Annotated in this window: 16 protein-coding genes; 6 read left to right on the top strand and 10 right to left on the bottom strand. The window is 58.2% G+C overall.

Annotation, left to right across the window (positions count from 1 at the left end):
- Window positions 1-2: 2 nt before the first annotated feature.
- The 6 genes from potG to CWM54_RS00635 form a co-directional block, all read right to left on the bottom strand.
- Window positions 3-1136 (bottom strand): putrescine ABC transporter ATP-binding subunit PotG, encoded by a 1134-nt coding sequence (gene potG, locus CWM54_RS00660; RefSeq protein ID WP_077274740.1) that lies wholly within the window; start codon window positions 1134-1136, stop codon window positions 3-5.
- A 163-nt stretch (window positions 1137-1299) separates the two neighbouring features.
- Window positions 1300-2412 (bottom strand): spermidine/putrescine ABC transporter substrate-binding protein PotF, encoded by a 1113-nt coding sequence (gene potF / locus CWM54_RS00655; RefSeq protein WP_074386442.1) that lies wholly within the window; start codon window positions 2410-2412, stop codon window positions 1300-1302.
- A 348-nt stretch (window positions 2413-2760) separates the two neighbouring features.
- Window positions 2761-3240, bottom strand: coding sequence for a YbjN domain-containing protein (locus tag CWM54_RS00650; RefSeq protein ID WP_061155213.1), 480 nt, complete (start codon window positions 3238-3240; stop codon window positions 2761-2763).
- 88 nt (window positions 3241-3328) lie between these two features.
- Window positions 3329-4231: a 30S ribosomal protein S6--L-glutamate ligase gene (gene rimK, locus CWM54_RS00645; RefSeq protein WP_061155214.1), complete on the bottom strand. Its 903-nt coding sequence runs from the start codon at window positions 4229-4231 to the stop codon at window positions 3329-3331.
- 113 nt (window positions 4232-4344) lie between these two features.
- On the bottom strand, window positions 4345-5067 hold the full coding sequence (gene nfsA, locus CWM54_RS00640; protein WP_100695642.1) for a nitroreductase NfsA: 723 nt from the start codon (window positions 5065-5067) through the stop codon (window positions 4345-4347).
- On the bottom strand, window positions 5051-5338 hold the full coding sequence (locus CWM54_RS00635; RefSeq protein WP_094954876.1) for a YbjC family protein: 288 nt from the start codon (window positions 5336-5338) through the stop codon (window positions 5051-5053). Before CWM54_RS00635 ends, nfsA begins: the two co-directional genes overlap by 17 nt.
- Before the next feature lie 202 nt (window positions 5339-5540).
- Between CWM54_RS00635 and CWM54_RS00630 the strand changes: the two genes are divergently transcribed.
- Window positions 5541-5804 (top strand): GrxA family glutaredoxin, encoded by a 264-nt coding sequence (locus CWM54_RS00630; RefSeq protein WP_002896352.1) that lies wholly within the window; start codon window positions 5541-5543, stop codon window positions 5802-5804.
- 6 nt (window positions 5805-5810) lie between these two features.
- Here CWM54_RS00630 and ybjM read toward each other — a convergent pair whose 3' ends face one another.
- The gene (ybjM, locus tag CWM54_RS00625; RefSeq protein ID WP_008805811.1) at window positions 5811-6194 is read right to left on the bottom strand and encodes an inner membrane protein YbjM; all 384 of its coding nucleotides are present in this window, start codon (window positions 6192-6194) and stop codon (window positions 5811-5813) included.
- 267 nt (window positions 6195-6461) lie between these two features.
- On the opposite strand from ybjM, the gene CWM54_RS00620 reads away from it, so the two are divergent.
- Entirely contained in the window at window positions 6462-8147 is a 1686-nt protein-coding gene (locus tag CWM54_RS00620) for an aspartate:alanine antiporter (RefSeq protein WP_008805810.1), read from the top strand.
- Between the two features lie 179 nt (window positions 8148-8326).
- Here the strand turns inward: CWM54_RS00620 and CWM54_RS00615 are convergent, their stop codons facing one another.
- Window positions 8327-8890: a TetR/AcrR family transcriptional regulator gene (locus tag CWM54_RS00615; protein ID WP_061155218.1), complete on the bottom strand. Its 564-nt coding sequence runs from the start codon at window positions 8888-8890 to the stop codon at window positions 8327-8329.
- An 82-nt stretch (window positions 8891-8972) separates the two neighbouring features.
- On the opposite strand from CWM54_RS00615, the gene CWM54_RS00610 reads away from it, so the two are divergent.
- Window positions 8973-10175, top strand: a complete 1203-nt coding sequence (locus CWM54_RS00610) for an MFS transporter (protein ID WP_008805808.1) — start codon at window positions 8973-8975, stop codon at window positions 10173-10175.
- On the top strand, window positions 10175-10987 hold the full coding sequence (locus CWM54_RS00605) for a Cof-type HAD-IIB family hydrolase (RefSeq protein WP_100681564.1): 813 nt from the start codon (window positions 10175-10177) through the stop codon (window positions 10985-10987). The genes CWM54_RS00610 and CWM54_RS00605 overlap by 1 nt, the downstream gene beginning before the upstream one ends.
- Window positions 10988-11026: 39 nt before the next feature.
- On the opposite strand, the gene kdeA is transcribed toward CWM54_RS00605, so the two are convergent.
- A complete protein-coding gene (kdeA, locus tag CWM54_RS00600; RefSeq protein ID WP_032732730.1) occupies window positions 11027-12259 on the bottom strand; it encodes a multidrug efflux MFS transporter KdeA in 1233 nt (410 codons plus the stop codon).
- A 326-nt stretch (window positions 12260-12585) separates the two neighbouring features.
- Here kdeA and ybjG point away from each other — a divergent pair, with 326 nt between their 5' ends.
- Together ybjG and deoR are read left to right on the top strand one after the other, a co-directional pair.
- Window positions 12586-13179: an undecaprenyl-diphosphate phosphatase gene (gene ybjG, locus CWM54_RS00590; protein WP_094954874.1), complete on the top strand. Its 594-nt coding sequence runs from the start codon at window positions 12586-12588 to the stop codon at window positions 13177-13179.
- A gap of 102 nt (window positions 13180-13281) precedes the next feature.
- Window positions 13282-14040, top strand: a complete 759-nt coding sequence (gene deoR, locus CWM54_RS00585; protein ID WP_060568522.1) for a DNA-binding transcriptional repressor DeoR — start codon at window positions 13282-13284, stop codon at window positions 14038-14040.
- 38 nt (window positions 14041-14078) lie between these two features.
- Here deoR and dacC read toward each other — a convergent pair whose 3' ends face one another.
- The gene (dacC, locus tag CWM54_RS00580) at window positions 14079-15281 is read right to left on the bottom strand and encodes a serine-type D-Ala-D-Ala carboxypeptidase (RefSeq protein ID WP_004201290.1); all 1203 of its coding nucleotides are present in this window, start codon (window positions 15279-15281) and stop codon (window positions 14079-14081) included.
- Window positions 15282-15394: the final 113 nt, after the last annotated feature.

The raw sequence follows: 15394 nt of genomic DNA, 5'->3' as shown, positions 1-15394 counted from the left end.
CCTTACACCGTCAGCACTACGCAGCTGTCAGCATCCCAGCATAAACGCACCTCATCACCCCAGGTGGGCGTCCCTTTCCGATGGCGGTGTTCATTCTGCAGCTGGGCACTGATCATCTGCCCGCTTTGCAGGCGCACATGATAGATAGAGAGATCCCCCAGATAGGCGATATGAATCACCTCGCCGACGGCAAAATTGTAGCCGTCCGCCGGTGGTTCATCGCACAGCATGATCTTCTCCGGGCGCAACGCCACCCAGACCGGCACGTTGTCCACCACCGACGCGTCGGGGTCGACCTTCAGCGGGTGCACCAGTCCTGGCGAACTCAACACCAGACCATCCTCCAGACGCTCCTTCACCAGGCCTTCAAAGACGTTTACCGAGCCGATGAACTCGGCGCTGTAGCGGGTGGTCGGGTGCTCGTAAATCTCTTCCGGTTCGCCAATCTGCACAAACTTGCCGCGGTTCATGATGGCGATACGGCCCGCCATGGTCATCGCCTCTTCCTGGTCGTGGGTCACCATTACGCAGGTCACGCCAACGCGTTCAAGGATATCCACCACCTCAAGCTGCATGCGATCGCGCAGCTTTTTGTCCAGCGCGCCCATCGGCTCATCGAGCAGCAGCAGCTTCGGCCGTTTCGCCAGGCTACGCGCCAGCGCGACACGCTGGCGCTGGCCGCCAGAGAGCTGGTGCGGCTTGCGTTTGGCATACTCCTGCATATGTACCAGGGCCAACATCTCCTGCACCCGGGCGGTGATTTCCGCTCTGGGCAGGCGATCCTGCTTCAGACCGAAGGCGATATTCTGCTCAACGGTCATATGGGGAAACAGGGCGTAGGACTGGAACATCATATTGATAGGTCGCTGATAGGGCGGCACGCGCGCCAGATCCACGCCGTCGAGCATAATCTGCCCGGCGGTCGGTTGTTCAAAGCCCGCCAGCATGCGCAGCAGCGTCGATTTCCCGCAGCCGGATGCGCCCAGCAGAGCAAAAATTTCGCCTTTGTAGATAGTGAGACTGACGTCGTCGACCGCGTGCTGGCCATCAAACGACTTGGTTAAGTTACGGATTTCCAGTAGCGGGGTCAGCGCTTTGGGGGCTTTCGCCTGTGGGCGGGGCATTACGTCGTTCAATCGGGTGCTCTCCGGCAAAAAAACGATCACCATATGGTCCGGTGCCATACTTCGTGCTTAACAGTGCAATTGCACCATCCTGGTGCTTCTGCTCGCCGGGCGCGCTGCCATTTCCCGGCGAGTGCAGATCTGATACGGCCCGTGTTCGACGGGCCGTCAGAGATTATTTGCCGCTCTTCACTTTGGTCCATGCGCGGGTGCGCACGCGGTCAATCTTCGGATCCTGCACCTTCAGCGTGAACAGTTTGGCGAACACATCCGCTGGCGGATAAATCGCCGGGTTGTTACGGATAGCCTCGCTGACCAGCGGTGTGGAGGCCTTGTTGCCGTTGGCGTAGAACACCTGGTCGCTGATTTTAGCGATCACATCCGGACGCATCAGATAGTTAAGGAACTGATAGGCTTCATCTTTATTCTTGGCGTCGGCCGGCATGGCAAAGACATCAAAGAACGCCAGCGCGCCTTCTTTCGGAATAAAGTAGGAGACGTTTACGCCATTTTTCGCCTCTTTCGCGCGGTTGGCCGCCTGCCAGACATCCCCTGCCCAGCCGATCGCCACGCAGATGTCGCCGTTGGCAAGGTCGTTAATATATTGCGAAGAGTGGAAGTAGCGAATGTTCGGCCGCAGCTTCAACAGCAGATCGGTGGCCGGGCCGGTGTAATCATCCGCTTTGCTGCTGTTCGGATCCTTGCCAAGGTAGTTCAGCACGGTGGCGAAAATCTCTTCCGGCGCGTCGAGGAAGGAGACGCCGCAGCTTTTCAGTTTTTCGAGGTTCTCCGGCTTCAGCACCAGATCCCAGCTATCGACCGGCGCATCTTTGCCGAGGACCGCTTTCACCTTATCCACGTTGTAGCCAATACCCGTCGTCGCCCACAGATAAGGCACCGCGTATTTATTCTCCGGGTCATGCTTGGCGACCAGCTTCAGCACTTCGGGGTCAAGGTTCTTCCAGTTGGGCAGCTTGCTCTTATCCAGCGGCTGGAACACGCCCGCCGCCAGCTGGCGCTCAAGGAAGCTTGCCGACGGTACCACCAGGTCGAAACCGGTGCTGCCCGCCATTAATTTGCCTTCCAGTACTTCGTTGGAATCAAAAACGTCATACACGACTTTAATTCCGGTCTCTTTTTCGAAATTCGCTACCGTGTCCGGCGCAATATAATCAGACCAGTTATAAACATGCAGGGTTTTTTGTTCGGCGGCGAGCGAACCGGCAGAGACGGCCATCAGCGCACCCGTAACCAGACCTGTTAACCATTTTTTACCAAAGGCGGTCATATCTCTTATCCTTCTCAACGCCCGTTAATTTACGGGCTCAAATATACGCATTTCAACGCATGCAAGAATCATGCATATTTTTTCATTGCCTGAGAAAAGGAGAGCGGATCTCTCCCGGAGTGGTTGCTCGCAACTGGAAGCATCGCCAGAATAACTGTAGCCAGAATAAGAGGCTATAGCCCAGGTAAAAAAACGCCTTTTATCAAATTTTTATGCAATAACGGTCTACGTGATAAGCCAAAACGGCCTGAATGGCGGTGAATAATGCTTTAAGAGAAGGTTAAACGCAGAATAAAAGCGGGTAATACGCAGCCGCTGCGGTAGTGGCTGCGCTAATTTTAGACGGCTTTAGTGAAGAAAATGGTATTGCACGTTTTCCGCCGCGGGCTCTTCCTCTTCACCTTTGTACAACAGCTGGTTGGCGCCCGCTTCGAGGATCACCATCGAGATCTGCTCTTCACTTTGGCGGAAGAACCAGGCGAACTGATCCATGGTCACTCCCGGGCCGATAGACAACGACTGGCAGACCACCAGCTTGGGCAAGTTATCGTCCTGAATATCGATAAAGGCCTTCACGGTTAACGAGCTGGCGTTGATGGCCGAAAGATCCGCCGACAGCGCCAGCAGGGCAGACGGCTTCACCTCCGCGAGGGCGGAAAAGAGCACCACGTTGTCCACCAGGTCAATTTTGGCATCAAAAATACCGTCGAAATTCTGCATATGCGGCAGGTGCAATGCCTGACAGGAATCGCACTCAAAAAAGCTGATGCCGATCTCATCCAGCCAGCGACGTAGCGTATCCAGACCTGGAACGACCAGTGAATCCATAGTGCCTGTGACCTCTTACAATGGAAAAACGACGCCATAGCTTACGCAAAAAAAGCGCCGCATACCATGACAGACTTGCATCCGGCGGCTAGCCGCCTATTTTCAAACAGAATTCCGGCGTCGCCTGGCGCTCGATCCAGGCGATCATCTTGCTGGCGATGTCCACGCCGGTGGTGGTTTCTACCCCTTCCAGCCCTGGCGAAGCATTCACTTCCATTACCAGCGGCCCGCGGGTGGCGCGTAAAATATCGACGCCGGCGACGTCGAGCCCAAGGGTTTGCGTCGCCTTGATGGCAATCGCCCGCTCCTCGTCGCTAATCTGGGCCACCGTGGCCATGCCGCCGCGGTGCAGGTTAGAACGAAAGTCGCCCTCTTTTGCCCGCCGTTCGATCGCCGCCACCACCTCATTGCCGACCACCAAACAGCGAATATCGCAGCCTTTCGCCTCGGCAATATATTCCTGCACCAAAATATGCGCATTCAGCCCGCGAAAGGCGTCGATCACGCTCTCCGCCGCCTGACGGGTCTCCGCCAGCACCACGCCGATCCCCTGGGTGCCTTCCACCAGCTTCACCACCAGCGGTGCCCCACCCACCATGGCGATCAGGTCGCTGGTGTCATCGGGGGAGTGAGCGATGCCGGTCAGCGGCAGATCGATGCCCTGGCGCGCCAGCAGCTGCAGCGAGCGCAGCTTATCGCGAGCGCGGGTGATGGCGACCGACTCATTCAGCGGATAGCTTCCCAATAGCTCAAACTGACGCAAAGCCGCGGTGCCATAGTAGGTGATCGCCGAGCCAATTCGCGGGATCACCGCATCAAAATGCGGTAGCTGACGCCCTTTGTAGTGGATGGACGACGCCACCGGACTGACGTTCATATAGCAGGAAAGCGGATCGAGGATCTCGACCTGATGCCCGCGCTGTTGCGCCGCTTCGCGCAGGCGTCGACATGAATAAAGCGTTCCATCCCGGGATAATATGGCAATTTTCATCCTGCACCTCTGCGAAAAGACCCGCTCTGGCGGGCCTCACTATCGAACACACTTTCACCTTTCCTGCGGCCGGCGGCGGATACCGCCTGGCCGGAGCAGCAGTGTACACGTAATCAACGTGTTGCCCACCCCTGCTTATGCAGATAGTCGAGAATAAACGGACGACTCTCTTTCACGATAGTGCGACGGATATGATCGCTCCAGGTATCGCGGCGGGCGTTGCTGCCGCGCGACAGATAATAGTGCGCCAGCTGGTCGTCATAGTCCGCCAGCAGCGCGTTATCCAGCGGCTGATAGTGGTTCTCATGCACCAGCATGGCGGCCGGCATCCGCGGCTTGATGTCCGGGTTATCCGCCGGCCAGCCAAGGCAAAGACCGAACAGCGGCAGGACGTGCTGCGGCAGCGCCAGCAGCGCCGTCACCGCCTCAATGTTGTTGCGCAGTCCGCCGATATAGACGCCGCCCAGCCCGAGGGACTCGGCGGCAATCAGCGCGTTTTGCGCCAGCAGCGCCGTATCGACGACGCCGATCAGCAGCTGTTCCGCCAGCCCCAGCTGCGCCTGTGGGCAAATCTGCAGGTGGCGGTTAAAGTCGGCGCAGAAGACCCAAAACTCCGCCGCCTGGGCGACGTGCTGCTGGCCGCCGGTCAGCGGGACCAGTTGCGCACGCAGCGCCGGGTCAGTAATACGGATGATGGAGGTGCACTGTAAAAAACTCGAGGTAGATGCCGCTTGCGCGCTGGCGATAATCTCTGCGCGCTGTTCGTCGCTCACGGGCGCATCGGTGAAGTGGCGGATGGAACGATGGCTGCGCAGCAGCTCAATGGTCGGCGTCATTGCGTTTTTCTCTGTCAGACAAGGATTCAGGCTTTGGAGAGTGCGTTAACTGCGGGGCCACGATCTGCGCCACTCGCCACATGACGGCGATGGCGGCGGGGATCATCAGCATAATCCCGGCAAAGATCATCACCAGCGCCGCAGTCGGACTGGCAATGGGCGCAGGCAGCTGGACATACTGGTTAAGCGAGAGCCAGGCAAGGGTTAACAGCCCCATCCCGAGGATCTCAACCAGCAGAATGCTTTTCGGCAACGGGGCAAATTTTCGCATCACGCCTCTCCGGTTGATAAGCGCGGCGCATCAGACAATCCCACTGCGCCGCCGGGTCAGTATACGGGTTTTGATAGTACGACATTTATCAAACATAGCCGTAAACCATCGAAGCAAAAGGCAGAACCTTCTTTCCCTCCCCGGCCAATGCAGGCATCATAAGCGGCATTCGCCATCCGGCTGAGGTTTAAGGAGAGAAGCAATGTTTACCGTTATTTTTGGTCGTCCAGGCTGCCCTTACTGCGTTCGCGCCAAAGAGCTGGCAGAAAAACTGACCAACGAGCGTGATGACTTTAACTACCGTTACGTGGATATTCACGCCGAAGGCATCAGCAAAGCTGACCTGGAAAAAACCGTCGGCAAACCGGTTGAAACCGTACCGCAGATTTTCGTCGACCAGAAACACATCGGCGGTTGCACCGATTTCGAAGCCTGGGCGAAAGAGAATCTCGGTCTGTTTGCCTGAGCCAATTTATTTGCTCGATGAGTGACTGCGCCAGGTATCAAGCCAGGCGCAGATAAACAAAAAGCACAACGCCCCGAGCGCGCACCAGAACACCGCGCTCAGTACCCACGCCATCTCCTGCCAGAACGTTCTGTGCGTCACGAAGAACAGCCGCATCGTCACCATACAGACCGGCGCCGCCAGCATCGCACCCAGCAAAGGGCGCAGCACCCGCTGTCCGGGAGAGAGGCAGCTCGCCGCCGCCCCTGGCAGCAAAAAGAAGAGCAGGCCCAGCTCCGGGTTGCCGCTGGCGCGAAAGGCCCCTTTCATATGTAATAGCAGCGATAAGCACACCACAATGAACAGAACGAAGCCGCAGATAATACCGGCCCAACTACGCTCAGACTTCACCGTATCCTCCTGATGTTGCCTCTAACTCACGTCCACGTCGCCCAGTCAGATAAAGCATTTCGGCAATCCATGCCAATAACTCCCCTACCAGCCTAAAAACGATTGTCACTAGCCGCCGCATCCAGGAAGGATTAAACTAGCGGTTATATTTTTGCTGGTTATAACAGGGTGCCAGAATAGGTTCGCCACAACGCGAACGCCTGAGCAACCTTAGACCAAATAACCATTTCCTTCAACAACTTACTAGTAAATGAGAAGTTGGCTTTCGTGAATATAAACGTCGCAGATTTGTTAAACGGGAATTACATCCTGTTATTATTCGTTGTACTTGCATTAGGACTATGCCTGGGAAAACTGCGTCTCGGCTCAGTACAACTTGGTAATTCCATTGGCGTTTTAGTCGTTTCTCTCTTATTAGGTCAGCAGCATTTCGCGATTAACACTGATGCCCTTAATCTCGGCTTTATGCTGTTTATTTTTTGCGTCGGCGTGGAAGCCGGACCCAACTTTTTTTCCATTTTTTTCCGCGACGGCAAAAACTACCTGATGCTGGCGCTGGTGATGGTCGGCAGCGCGATGCTGATCGCCACCGTGCTGGGCAAAGTGTTCGGCTGGGATATTGGTCTTACCGCCGGTATGCTGGCGGGCGCCATGACCTCCACCCCGGTGCTGGTGGGCGCGGGCGACACCCTGCGCCATTTCGGCCTGCCCAGCGATCAGCTGGCGCAATCGCTTGACCATCTGAGCCTCGGCTATGCCCTGACCTACCTGGTCGGCCTGGTGAGTCTGATCGTCGGCGCCCGCTATATGCCCAAGCTGCAGCATCAGGATCTGCAGACCAGCGCCCAGCAAATCGCCCGCGAGCGCGGCCTCGATACCGATTCAAAACGTAAAGTGTACCTGCCGGTGATCCGCGCCTACCGCGTTGGCCCGGAGCTGGTGGCCTGGGCGGATGGCAAAAATCTGCGCGAGCTTGGTATTTATCGCCAGACCGGCTGCTATATCGAACGCATCCGCCGCAACGGCATTCTGGCCAACCCGGACGGCGACGCGGTGCTGCAGATGGGCGACGATATTGCGCTGGTGGGCTATCCGGACGCGCACGCCCGCCTCGACCCGAGCTTCCGTAACGGCAAAGAGGTATTCGACCGCGATCTGCTCGACATGCGCATCGTCACCGAAGAGATTGTGGTCAAAAACCACAACGCCGTCGGCCGCCGCCTGGCGCAGCTGAAGCTCACCGACCACGGCTGCTTCTTAAACCGGGTTATTCGCAGCCAGATTGAAATGCCTATCGACGATAACGTGGTGCTGAACAAAGGTGACGTGCTGCAGGTCAGCGGCGATGCCCGTCGCGTAAAAACCGTAGCCGACCGCATCGGCTTTATCTCCATTCACAGCCAGGTGACCGACCTGCTGGCCTTCTGCGCCTTCTTTATCGTCGGCCTGATGATCGGCATGATCACCTTCCAGTTCAGCTCTTTTAGCTTCGGCATCGGCAACGCCGCCGGCCTGCTGTTCGCCGGCATTATGCTTGGCTTCCTGCGCGCCAACCACCCAACCTTCGGCTATATCCCGCAGGGAGCGCTGAACATGGTGAAAGAGTTTGGCCTGATGGTGTTTATGGCCGGGGTCGGACTCAGCGCCGGGGCCGGGATCAATAACGGTCTGGGCGCCGTCGGCGGCCAGATGCTGGCGGCAGGGCTTATCGTCAGCCTGTTGCCGGTGGTGATCTGCTTCCTGTTCGGCGCCTATGTGCTGCGCATGAACCGGGCGATGCTGTTTGGCGCCATGATGGGCGCCCGCACCTGCGCCCCGGCAATGGAGATCATCAGCGATACCGCGCGCAGCAACATTCCGGCGCTCGGCTACGCAGGCACCTACGCCATCGCCAACGTGCTGCTTACCCTTGCCGGGACGCTCATCGTGATCATCTGGCCAGGGCTACAATAAATTTTTGAGAAAAAAGCCGTCACAGGCAGAACTTTTTCTCAGGGCATCAGTCATAAGTAATGCCACTGCTTTTCTTTGATGTCCCCATTTTGTGGAGCCCATCAACCCCGCCACTTCGGTTCAAGGTTGATGGGTTTTTTGTTGCCTGCATTTAGCCCTCACGCATGTCTCGCACTGCCTCAGCGCCCCTCTTCCTGCACCCTCTCCCCCGCCAGCTGCCCAACCAGCAGCCGGATTGCCGCCTTCGACAGCGGCGCGCGGTCGGTGACAAAGTGCAAGGTCATCCCTTCAATAAAGGCGTCGAGGCCGCGGGCGGTATCAGCGGCGAACCATTGCTCCAGCGTCTGCTGGCTGCGCCGCATCCAGTTCTGCATCACCCCCTTTAGCGCCGGCTGACTGCTGCAGAACGCGTACAGCTGGTACATCAGCTCCATATTGCGCGCCGTGGTCACCTGGGCGCTGAAGATCAGCTCCGCGATAGCATCGCAGGCTTGTTCCCGGTTCGTTACTCCAGCAAAACATTGCTGATACTGCGCCGACATCTCGGCGGTAAACAGGCTGAACGCCTCCTCAACCAGCGCCTCGATGCCGCTGAAATAATAGGTCAACGACCCCAGCGGCACATTCGCGCAGAGGGCGATTTTGCGGTGCGTCACTGCCTGGACGCCGTGCGCCGCGATGGTGTCCAGCGTCGCTTGCAGGATGCGCTCGCGGCGCTGCGGATCGTTCGGTCTACGGGCCATAATTTTCCTCTTCCGGTTTATGTACAAATGTACACATGCTTGCTACTGTTGTCTTCACTCTTCTCCTTTAAGGCGTTTACGGATGACGACGCAAACCTCGCGCAGAGCGCTCCAGCTTCGGCTGTGGGCGCTGTTTATGTTCTTTTTCATCCCCGGCTTATTAATGGCCTCCTGGGCCACCCGCACGCCGGCGATCCGCGATCAGTTGATGCTTTCTACGGCAGAAATGGGCGTAGTGCTGTTTGGTCTGTCGGTGGGGTCGATGAGCGGTATTCTTTGCTCAGCGTGGCTGGTGAAGCGCTTTGGTACCCGCAAGGTCATCCGCACCACCATGTCCTTCGCCGTACTCGGCATGCTGGTGCTCAGCCTGGCGCTGTGGGTCTCTTCCGCCCCGCTGTTCGCCTTCGGCCTGGCCATCTTTGGCGCCAGCTTTGGCTCTGCAGAAGTCGCTATTAACGTCGAAGGCGCGGCCATCGAGCGGGAGATGAATAAAACGGTGCTGCCGATGATGCATGGCTTTTACAGCTTCGGCACCCTGTTCGGCGCCGGGGTGGGCATGGCAGTGACCGGATTCGGCCTACCTGCCGCCCCGCACATCCTGGCGGCCGCGCTGGTGGCTATCCTGCCCATCGCCATTGCCATCCGCGCCATTCCCGATGGCACCGGTAAAAATGCCGCCGAAGCCGCCCACGGTGAGGCGAAGGGTCTGCCGGTATGGCGCGACGCGCAGTTGCTGCTGATCGGGGTCATCGTCCTGGCGATGGCCTTTGCCGAAGGCTCGGCCAACGACTGGCTGCCGCTGCTGATGGTGGACGGCCACGGCTTTAGCCCCACCTCCGGCTCGCTGATCTATGCCGGCTTCACCCTCGGTATGACGCTGGGCCGCTTTACCGGCGGCTGGTTTATCGATCGCTACAGCCGGGTGACGGTAGTCCGCGGCAGCGCGGTGATGGGCGCCCTGGGTATTGGCCTGATCATCTTCGTCGATAACCCCTGGGTGGCGGGAATCTCGGTACTGCTGTGGGGCATTGGCGCCTCGCTCGGCTTCCCGCTGACCATCTCCGCCGCCAGCGATACCGGGCCGGACGCGCCCAAGCGCGTCAGCGTGGTGGCGATCACCGGTTATCTTGCTTTCCTCGTCGGGCCGCCGCTGCTGGGCTTCCTCGGCGAACACTTCGGCCTGCGCAGCGCCATGATGGTGGTGCTGGGTCTGGTCATGGTGGCGGCACTGGTCGCCCGCGCGGTGGCTAAGCCACAATCTGAACCCGTTATGGAGAACAGCTAATGAGCATCAAACTGATTGCGGTGGATATGGACGGCACCTTTTTAAGCGATGCCAAAACTTACAACCGGCCGCGCTTCCTCGCCCAGTACCAGCGAATGCGTGAACAGAATATTCGCTTCGTGGTCGCCAGCGGCAACCAATATTATCAGCTGATCTCCTTTTTCCCGGAGATCGCCCATCAGATCGCCTTTGTGGCGGAAAACGGCGGCTGGGTGGTGAGCGGCAATGAAGACGTCTTCAACTGCCAGCTGCCGCTCCACCATTTCAACGCCGTGGTCGATCATTTGCAGACCCTGCCGAATATCGAAATCATCGCCTGCGGGAAGCGCAGCGCCTACACGCTCAACCGCTATAACGACGCGCTGAAGACGGTGGCGGCGAAGTATTATCACCGCCTCGAACTGGTGGATGATTTTAACCACCTTGATGACGCGATCCTCAAATTTGGTCTCAATGTACCGGACAGCCTGATCCCGGAAATTCAGCCGAAGCTGCACGCGGCGCTGGGGGATATGGTCAACGCGGTGGCCACCGGCTACGGCAGTATTGACTTAATTATGCCAGGGGTGCACAAAGCTAACGGTTTGCGCATTTTGCAGCAGCGCTGGGGCATTGAGGATCATGAGGTGGTGGCGTTCGGCGATAGCGGCAATGATATCGAGATGCTGCAGCACGCCGGATTTGGCTTTGCCATGGCCAACGCCCGGGAAGACGTCAAAGCCGTCGCCAGCCATCACGCGCCGCACAACAACGAAGAAGGCGTGCTGCAGATTATTGATAAGGTGTTAAATCGCGAAGCGCCGTTCGCCTGATAAGACCCCGGATGCGAGCGCATCCGGGTTTGCCACCGGTTACGCCTGCTGCGAATTGCCGACGCTTTTATCTTTCAGGAAGTAGATCATCAGCCCCAGCCACAGTACCCCGCCCAGCAGGTTAAACAGGCTGAACAAGCCGTTACCCCCCAGCTCATAAGCATGTTTGCTGAGCTCGATGCCGACAGTGAAGATCAGCATCTGCAGCATTCCCATCGCCGCCGAGACCGTGCCTTTGCTCATCTCGCTGGCGAACAGCGTTAAGCGCACCAGCCCGGCATTCGCGAGGCCAATTCCGAAGGCGTAGAAGCTCAGGCCGGCGGTCATCCACAGATAAGCGTGGGAAGAGACCACGGTCGCCGCCGCGGAGAGGATCAGACCAAACATGATCGGCCAGCCGCCCATGATAATCAGCGAGCGCACGGTACGGCGCGAAGTCAGGCGCGCCAGCACCAGGTTACCGGCAATCAGCGCGCCGAAAATCGGCACCTGCAGCATGCCGTACTCATAGCTGGTGGCCTGTTCGCCGCTGATAATAATCACCGGCGACTGGGCAATCCACGCCAGCAACGGCAGGCTGACAAAGCCTGTCGCCAGCGCACCGGCGACGAAGCGCAGGTTTTTCAGCACCAGACGATAGTCACGACCCAGCTCTTTGACCGACAGCTTTTCGCCCAACCGCGTCGCGGTTTCCGGCATCGCCCGCTGCAGCCCGACGAACGAGATGCCCGCCAGCACGGCGAACAGGACGAACATCATCTCCCACGGCAGCACGTGCACCCAGGCGGCGCCCACCAGCGGCCCCAGCAGCGGGGCAATCAGCGCCACGTTGGCCATCAGGGCGGTGATTTTGATACACACCGCCTCCTCAAAGGACTCCTGGATCGCCGCATAGCCTACCGCGCCGATAAAGCACAGGCTGATCCCCTGCAGGAAGCGCAGCAGGGTAAACTGCTCAATGGTCTGCGCCAGCAGCGTCGCCAGGCAGGTGACGATAAACCACACCACCCCGGTCAACATCACCGGGCGGCGGCCAATACGGTCCGACAGCGGCCCCAGCAGCCACTGTAAAAACATGCCGCCGGCCAGATAGGCGGTCATCGAGGTAGGTACCCATTCGTTGCCCACCTGAAACTCCTGAACCACGGCCAGCATACCCGGCTGGATCATATCGTTGCCGATATAGGTGGAAAACTCGTACAGCACCAGACATAACGGGAACAGCAACGCCTGCCTTCCGAGGCGGCGGCCTGAAAGCGAATAATTTTGCATGAAATCTCTTATCTATCAAAAATCGCGCAAAGTGTAATGAAACTCCCGGCGCGGAGATAGTGAATTGTGGGTGACACCGCACAATATTGCGAATTGCGCGCCCCCCTCCAGACTCTCCCCCTGCTATTCAGCCTGCGTATATATTCCGTTTATGTTTCAGCAATGTGACAAACGATATACTGGCGCTTTTCAGGCGGTTAGCATTGAAATCCATTTGCAAGATTTCTTAACAACCTGATCTTTAAGACAATGCTGCTTTATCTCCGCACCGCTTTTTTTTAGGGTAGGCGGCTTATTTGCTATCGGACCAACGAGCCTGGAAGTCTATGCTGGAAAATATTAACTACGCGCTGTTCGCCCTGATCAACGCGACGCCGGCCTCGCCGCAGTGGGCCATTGAGGTGGCGATCCTGATCGCCAAAGATCTGATTCTGATCGTGCCCTTGCTGGTAGTGACATTATGGCTGTGGGGGCCTGCCCAGCGGCAGATGGTGTTTAAGCTGATGCTGGCGCTGATGATTAGCCTGACCGTGTCGTGGGCGATCGGCCACCTCTATCCGCACGATCGGCCGTTTGTCGCTGGCGTGGGCTATAACTTCCTGCATCACGCGGCGGACGACTCCTTCCCCAGCGATCACGGCACCGTCAGCTTTACCTTTGCCCTGGCTTTTCTGTTCTGGCACCGCCTGTGGTCTGGCACCCTGCTGATGGCCATTGCCGCCGCCATCGCCTGGTCCCGCGTCTATCTCGGCGTGCACTGGCCGCTGGATATGGTCGGTGGTCTGCTGGCCGGAATGTGCGGCTGCCTTGGCGCGGCGCTGATCTGGCATACGTTCGGCCCGGCGCTGTATCGCCAGCTGCAGCGACTGTATCGTCTCTGCTTCTCCTTGCCGATCCGCAAAGGCTGGGTACGCGGCTAAACGCCAGCCGTCGCTGCGGCCACCGCGTGACTAACCCGTAAGCGACAGGTAAAATCCCGCTAACGCCCTGCCCCCGCAGGGCGATTTTAGCGCAGAGGGAATATGGAAACTCGCCGTGACGAACGTATCAGTCAGCTCATTCAGGCACTCAAGCGCAGCGATAAGCTGCATCTGAAAGAAGCCGCCTCCCTGCTTGGGGTCTCGGAAATGACCATTCGTCGCGACCTCAATGGCCATAGCGGCCCGGTTGTGCTGCTCGGCGGATACATTGTGCTGGAGCCGCGCAGCGCCACCCATTACCTGCTCAGCGATCAAAAAACCCGGCTGGTCGAGGAAAAACGCCGCGCCGCTCGCCATGCAGCCGCGCTGCTGGAGGCCCATCAGATGGCCTTCTTCGACTGCGGGACCACCACGCCGTGGATCATTGACGCCATCGATGATGCCCTGCCCTTCACCGGCGTCTGTTACTCCCTGAATACCTTCCTGGCCCTGCAGGAGAAACCGCAGTGCCGCGCGGTCCTCTGCGGTGGAGAATTTCACGCCAGCAACGCGATTTTTATGCCGCTGAGCCTTGAAGATACCCTCAGCCATCTGAGCCCCGACATCGCCTTTTACTCGGCGGCGGGCATTGACTGCGAGCAGGGGGCGACCTGCTATAACCTGGAGGAGCTGCCGGTCAAGCACTGGGCGATGCGTCACGCGCGCTACCATGTGCTGGTGGTCGACCACAGCAAGTTTGGCAAAGTGCGTCCGGCGCGCATGGGGGCGTTAGCGAACTTTGACGTGATCGCCAGCGATATCTGCCCGGATGATGAGCTGGTCGCGCTGGCGAAGGCGCAGCAGATCTCCCTGCTGTATTGAGGCGTCACTGACCGCGCCCGCCGGGCGCGGTCATGGCATCAGGAGAACCAGCTGCCGAACCAGCCGTGCAGTTTCATCAGCACGAAATCGATCATCCGGCTGAAGAAGCCGCCCTCTTTCACCGGCTCCATGACGATCAGCGGGCGCTGTTCGATGGTTTTATCATTCAGCTTAAAGTCGATAGTCCCGACCACCTGCCCCTTTTCCAGCGGCGCGGTAAGCTGCGGCTGATTTAAGGTGTAGCTGGCTTTCAGGTTTTTCAGCTGGCCCTTCGGCAGGGTAATAGAGCCCGCCTCGCCGGCTCCCAGTTTCGCTTCGCTACTGTCGCCAAACCACACGCGCTGGGTGACGAAGGTGGCATCCGGTTTAATCGGCGTCACGGTTTCATAGAAGCGGAAGCCCCAGGTCAGCAGTTTTTCCGACTCGTTAAAGCGAATGCGGTCAGTTTTGGTCCCCAGTACCACGGCGATCAGACGCATATCACCCTGGGTGGCTGAGGAGACCAGGTTATAGCCGGCCCCGGCGGTGGTCCCGGTTTTCACGCCATCGGCGTTGAGGTTGGTGCTCCACAGCAGACGGTTGCGGTTCGGCTGGCGAATTTTATTGAAGGTAAACTCTTTCTCTTTATGTACCGCGTACTCTTCCGGCACATCGTGGATCATCGCTTTGGTCAGCAGCGCCATATCGCGGGCGGTACTGAACTGACCCGGCGCATCAAGGCCGTGGACGGTCATAAAGGTGGTGTTGGTCAGCCCCATTTTTTTGGCATAGCCGTTCATCAGGCTGACGAATGCATCCTGGCTGCCCGCCACGTAGTCGGCAATCGCAATACTGGCGTCGTTACCGGACTGAATAATGACCCCTTTGTTCAGATCTTCCACCGAGACCTGCATGCCAGGCTTGAGGAACATCACCGATGAGCCGCGCAGCGCCGGGTTGCCGGTCGCCCAGGCATCACGTCCGACGGTCACCATATCGGTGAGCTTGATTTTTCCCGCTTTTATCGCCTGCCCCACCACGTAGCTGGTCATGATCTTTGTCAGACTGGCCGGGTCGAGTTTTTCATCGGCATTGCCTTCGCTGAGCACCTTCCCGCTGGCGTAGTCCATCAGGATCCAGGCGCGAGCGTCAATCGAAGGGGCGTCGGGGAGTTGTTCTGCAGCCTGCACCGCAGGTGCGACAAGAAATAACAGCGCGCAACCTGCAGCGAGGCCGCGAAGGGAAAAAGCGTCATGCATCATAAGAGCCACCCAAGTATCCTTTCCAAACAAAATATGCCGCACCACTCTGACCGCGCCGCAGCAACCGGTGAGTAAAGCGTACAAATGACCTTAAAGAAACAGCGAGTTGGTAA

Source organism: Klebsiella sp. D-Nf1, assembly GCF_002810515.1.
Classification (GTDB): domain Bacteria; phylum Pseudomonadota; class Gammaproteobacteria; order Enterobacterales; family Enterobacteriaceae; genus Klebsiella; species Klebsiella variicola.
The sequence above is the reverse complement of the archived record's forward strand: the minus strand, read 5'-3'. Positions and strand labels throughout refer to the sequence as shown.

What these genes read in the sequence shown, in the direction of transcription:
- nfsA (WP_100695642.1), bottom strand. Translation starts at nt 5,067, where the DNA reads ATGACGCCGACCATTGAGCTGCTGCGCAGCCATCGTTCCATCCGCCAC.
- rimK (WP_061155214.1), bottom strand. Translation starts at nt 4,231, where the DNA reads ATGAAAATTGCCATATTATCCCGGGATGGAACGCTTTATTCATGTCGA.
- CWM54_RS00630 (WP_002896352.1), top strand. Translation starts at nt 5,541, where the DNA reads ATGTTTACCGTTATTTTTGGTCGTCCAGGCTGCCCTTACTGCGTTCGC.
- ybjG (WP_094954874.1), top strand. Translation starts at nt 12,586, where the DNA reads ATGCTGGAAAATATTAACTACGCGCTGTTCGCCCTGATCAACGCGACG.
- potF (WP_074386442.1), bottom strand. Translation starts at nt 2,412, where the DNA reads ATGACCGCCTTTGGTAAAAAATGGTTAACAGGTCTGGTTACGGGTGCG.
- CWM54_RS00635 (WP_094954876.1), bottom strand. Translation starts at nt 5,338, where the DNA reads ATGCGAAAATTTGCCCCGTTGCCGAAAAGCATTCTGCTGGTTGAGATC.
- CWM54_RS00615 (WP_061155218.1), bottom strand. Translation starts at nt 8,890, where the DNA reads ATGGCCCGTAGACCGAACGATCCGCAGCGCCGCGAGCGCATCCTGCAA.
- deoR (WP_060568522.1), top strand. Translation starts at nt 13,282, where the DNA reads ATGGAAACTCGCCGTGACGAACGTATCAGTCAGCTCATTCAGGCACTC.
- CWM54_RS00650 (WP_061155213.1), bottom strand. Translation starts at nt 3,240, where the DNA reads ATGGATTCACTGGTCGTTCCAGGTCTGGATACGCTACGTCGCTGGCTG.
- kdeA (WP_032732730.1), bottom strand. Translation starts at nt 12,259, where the DNA reads ATGCAAAATTATTCGCTTTCAGGCCGCCGCCTCGGAAGGCAGGCGTTG.
- CWM54_RS00605 (WP_100681564.1), top strand. Translation starts at nt 10,175, where the DNA reads ATGAGCATCAAACTGATTGCGGTGGATATGGACGGCACCTTTTTAAGC.
- CWM54_RS00610 (WP_008805808.1), top strand. Translation starts at nt 8,973, where the DNA reads ATGACGACGCAAACCTCGCGCAGAGCGCTCCAGCTTCGGCTGTGGGCG.
- dacC (WP_004201290.1), bottom strand. Translation starts at nt 15,281, where the DNA reads ATGATGCATGACGCTTTTTCCCTTCGCGGCCTCGCTGCAGGTTGCGCG.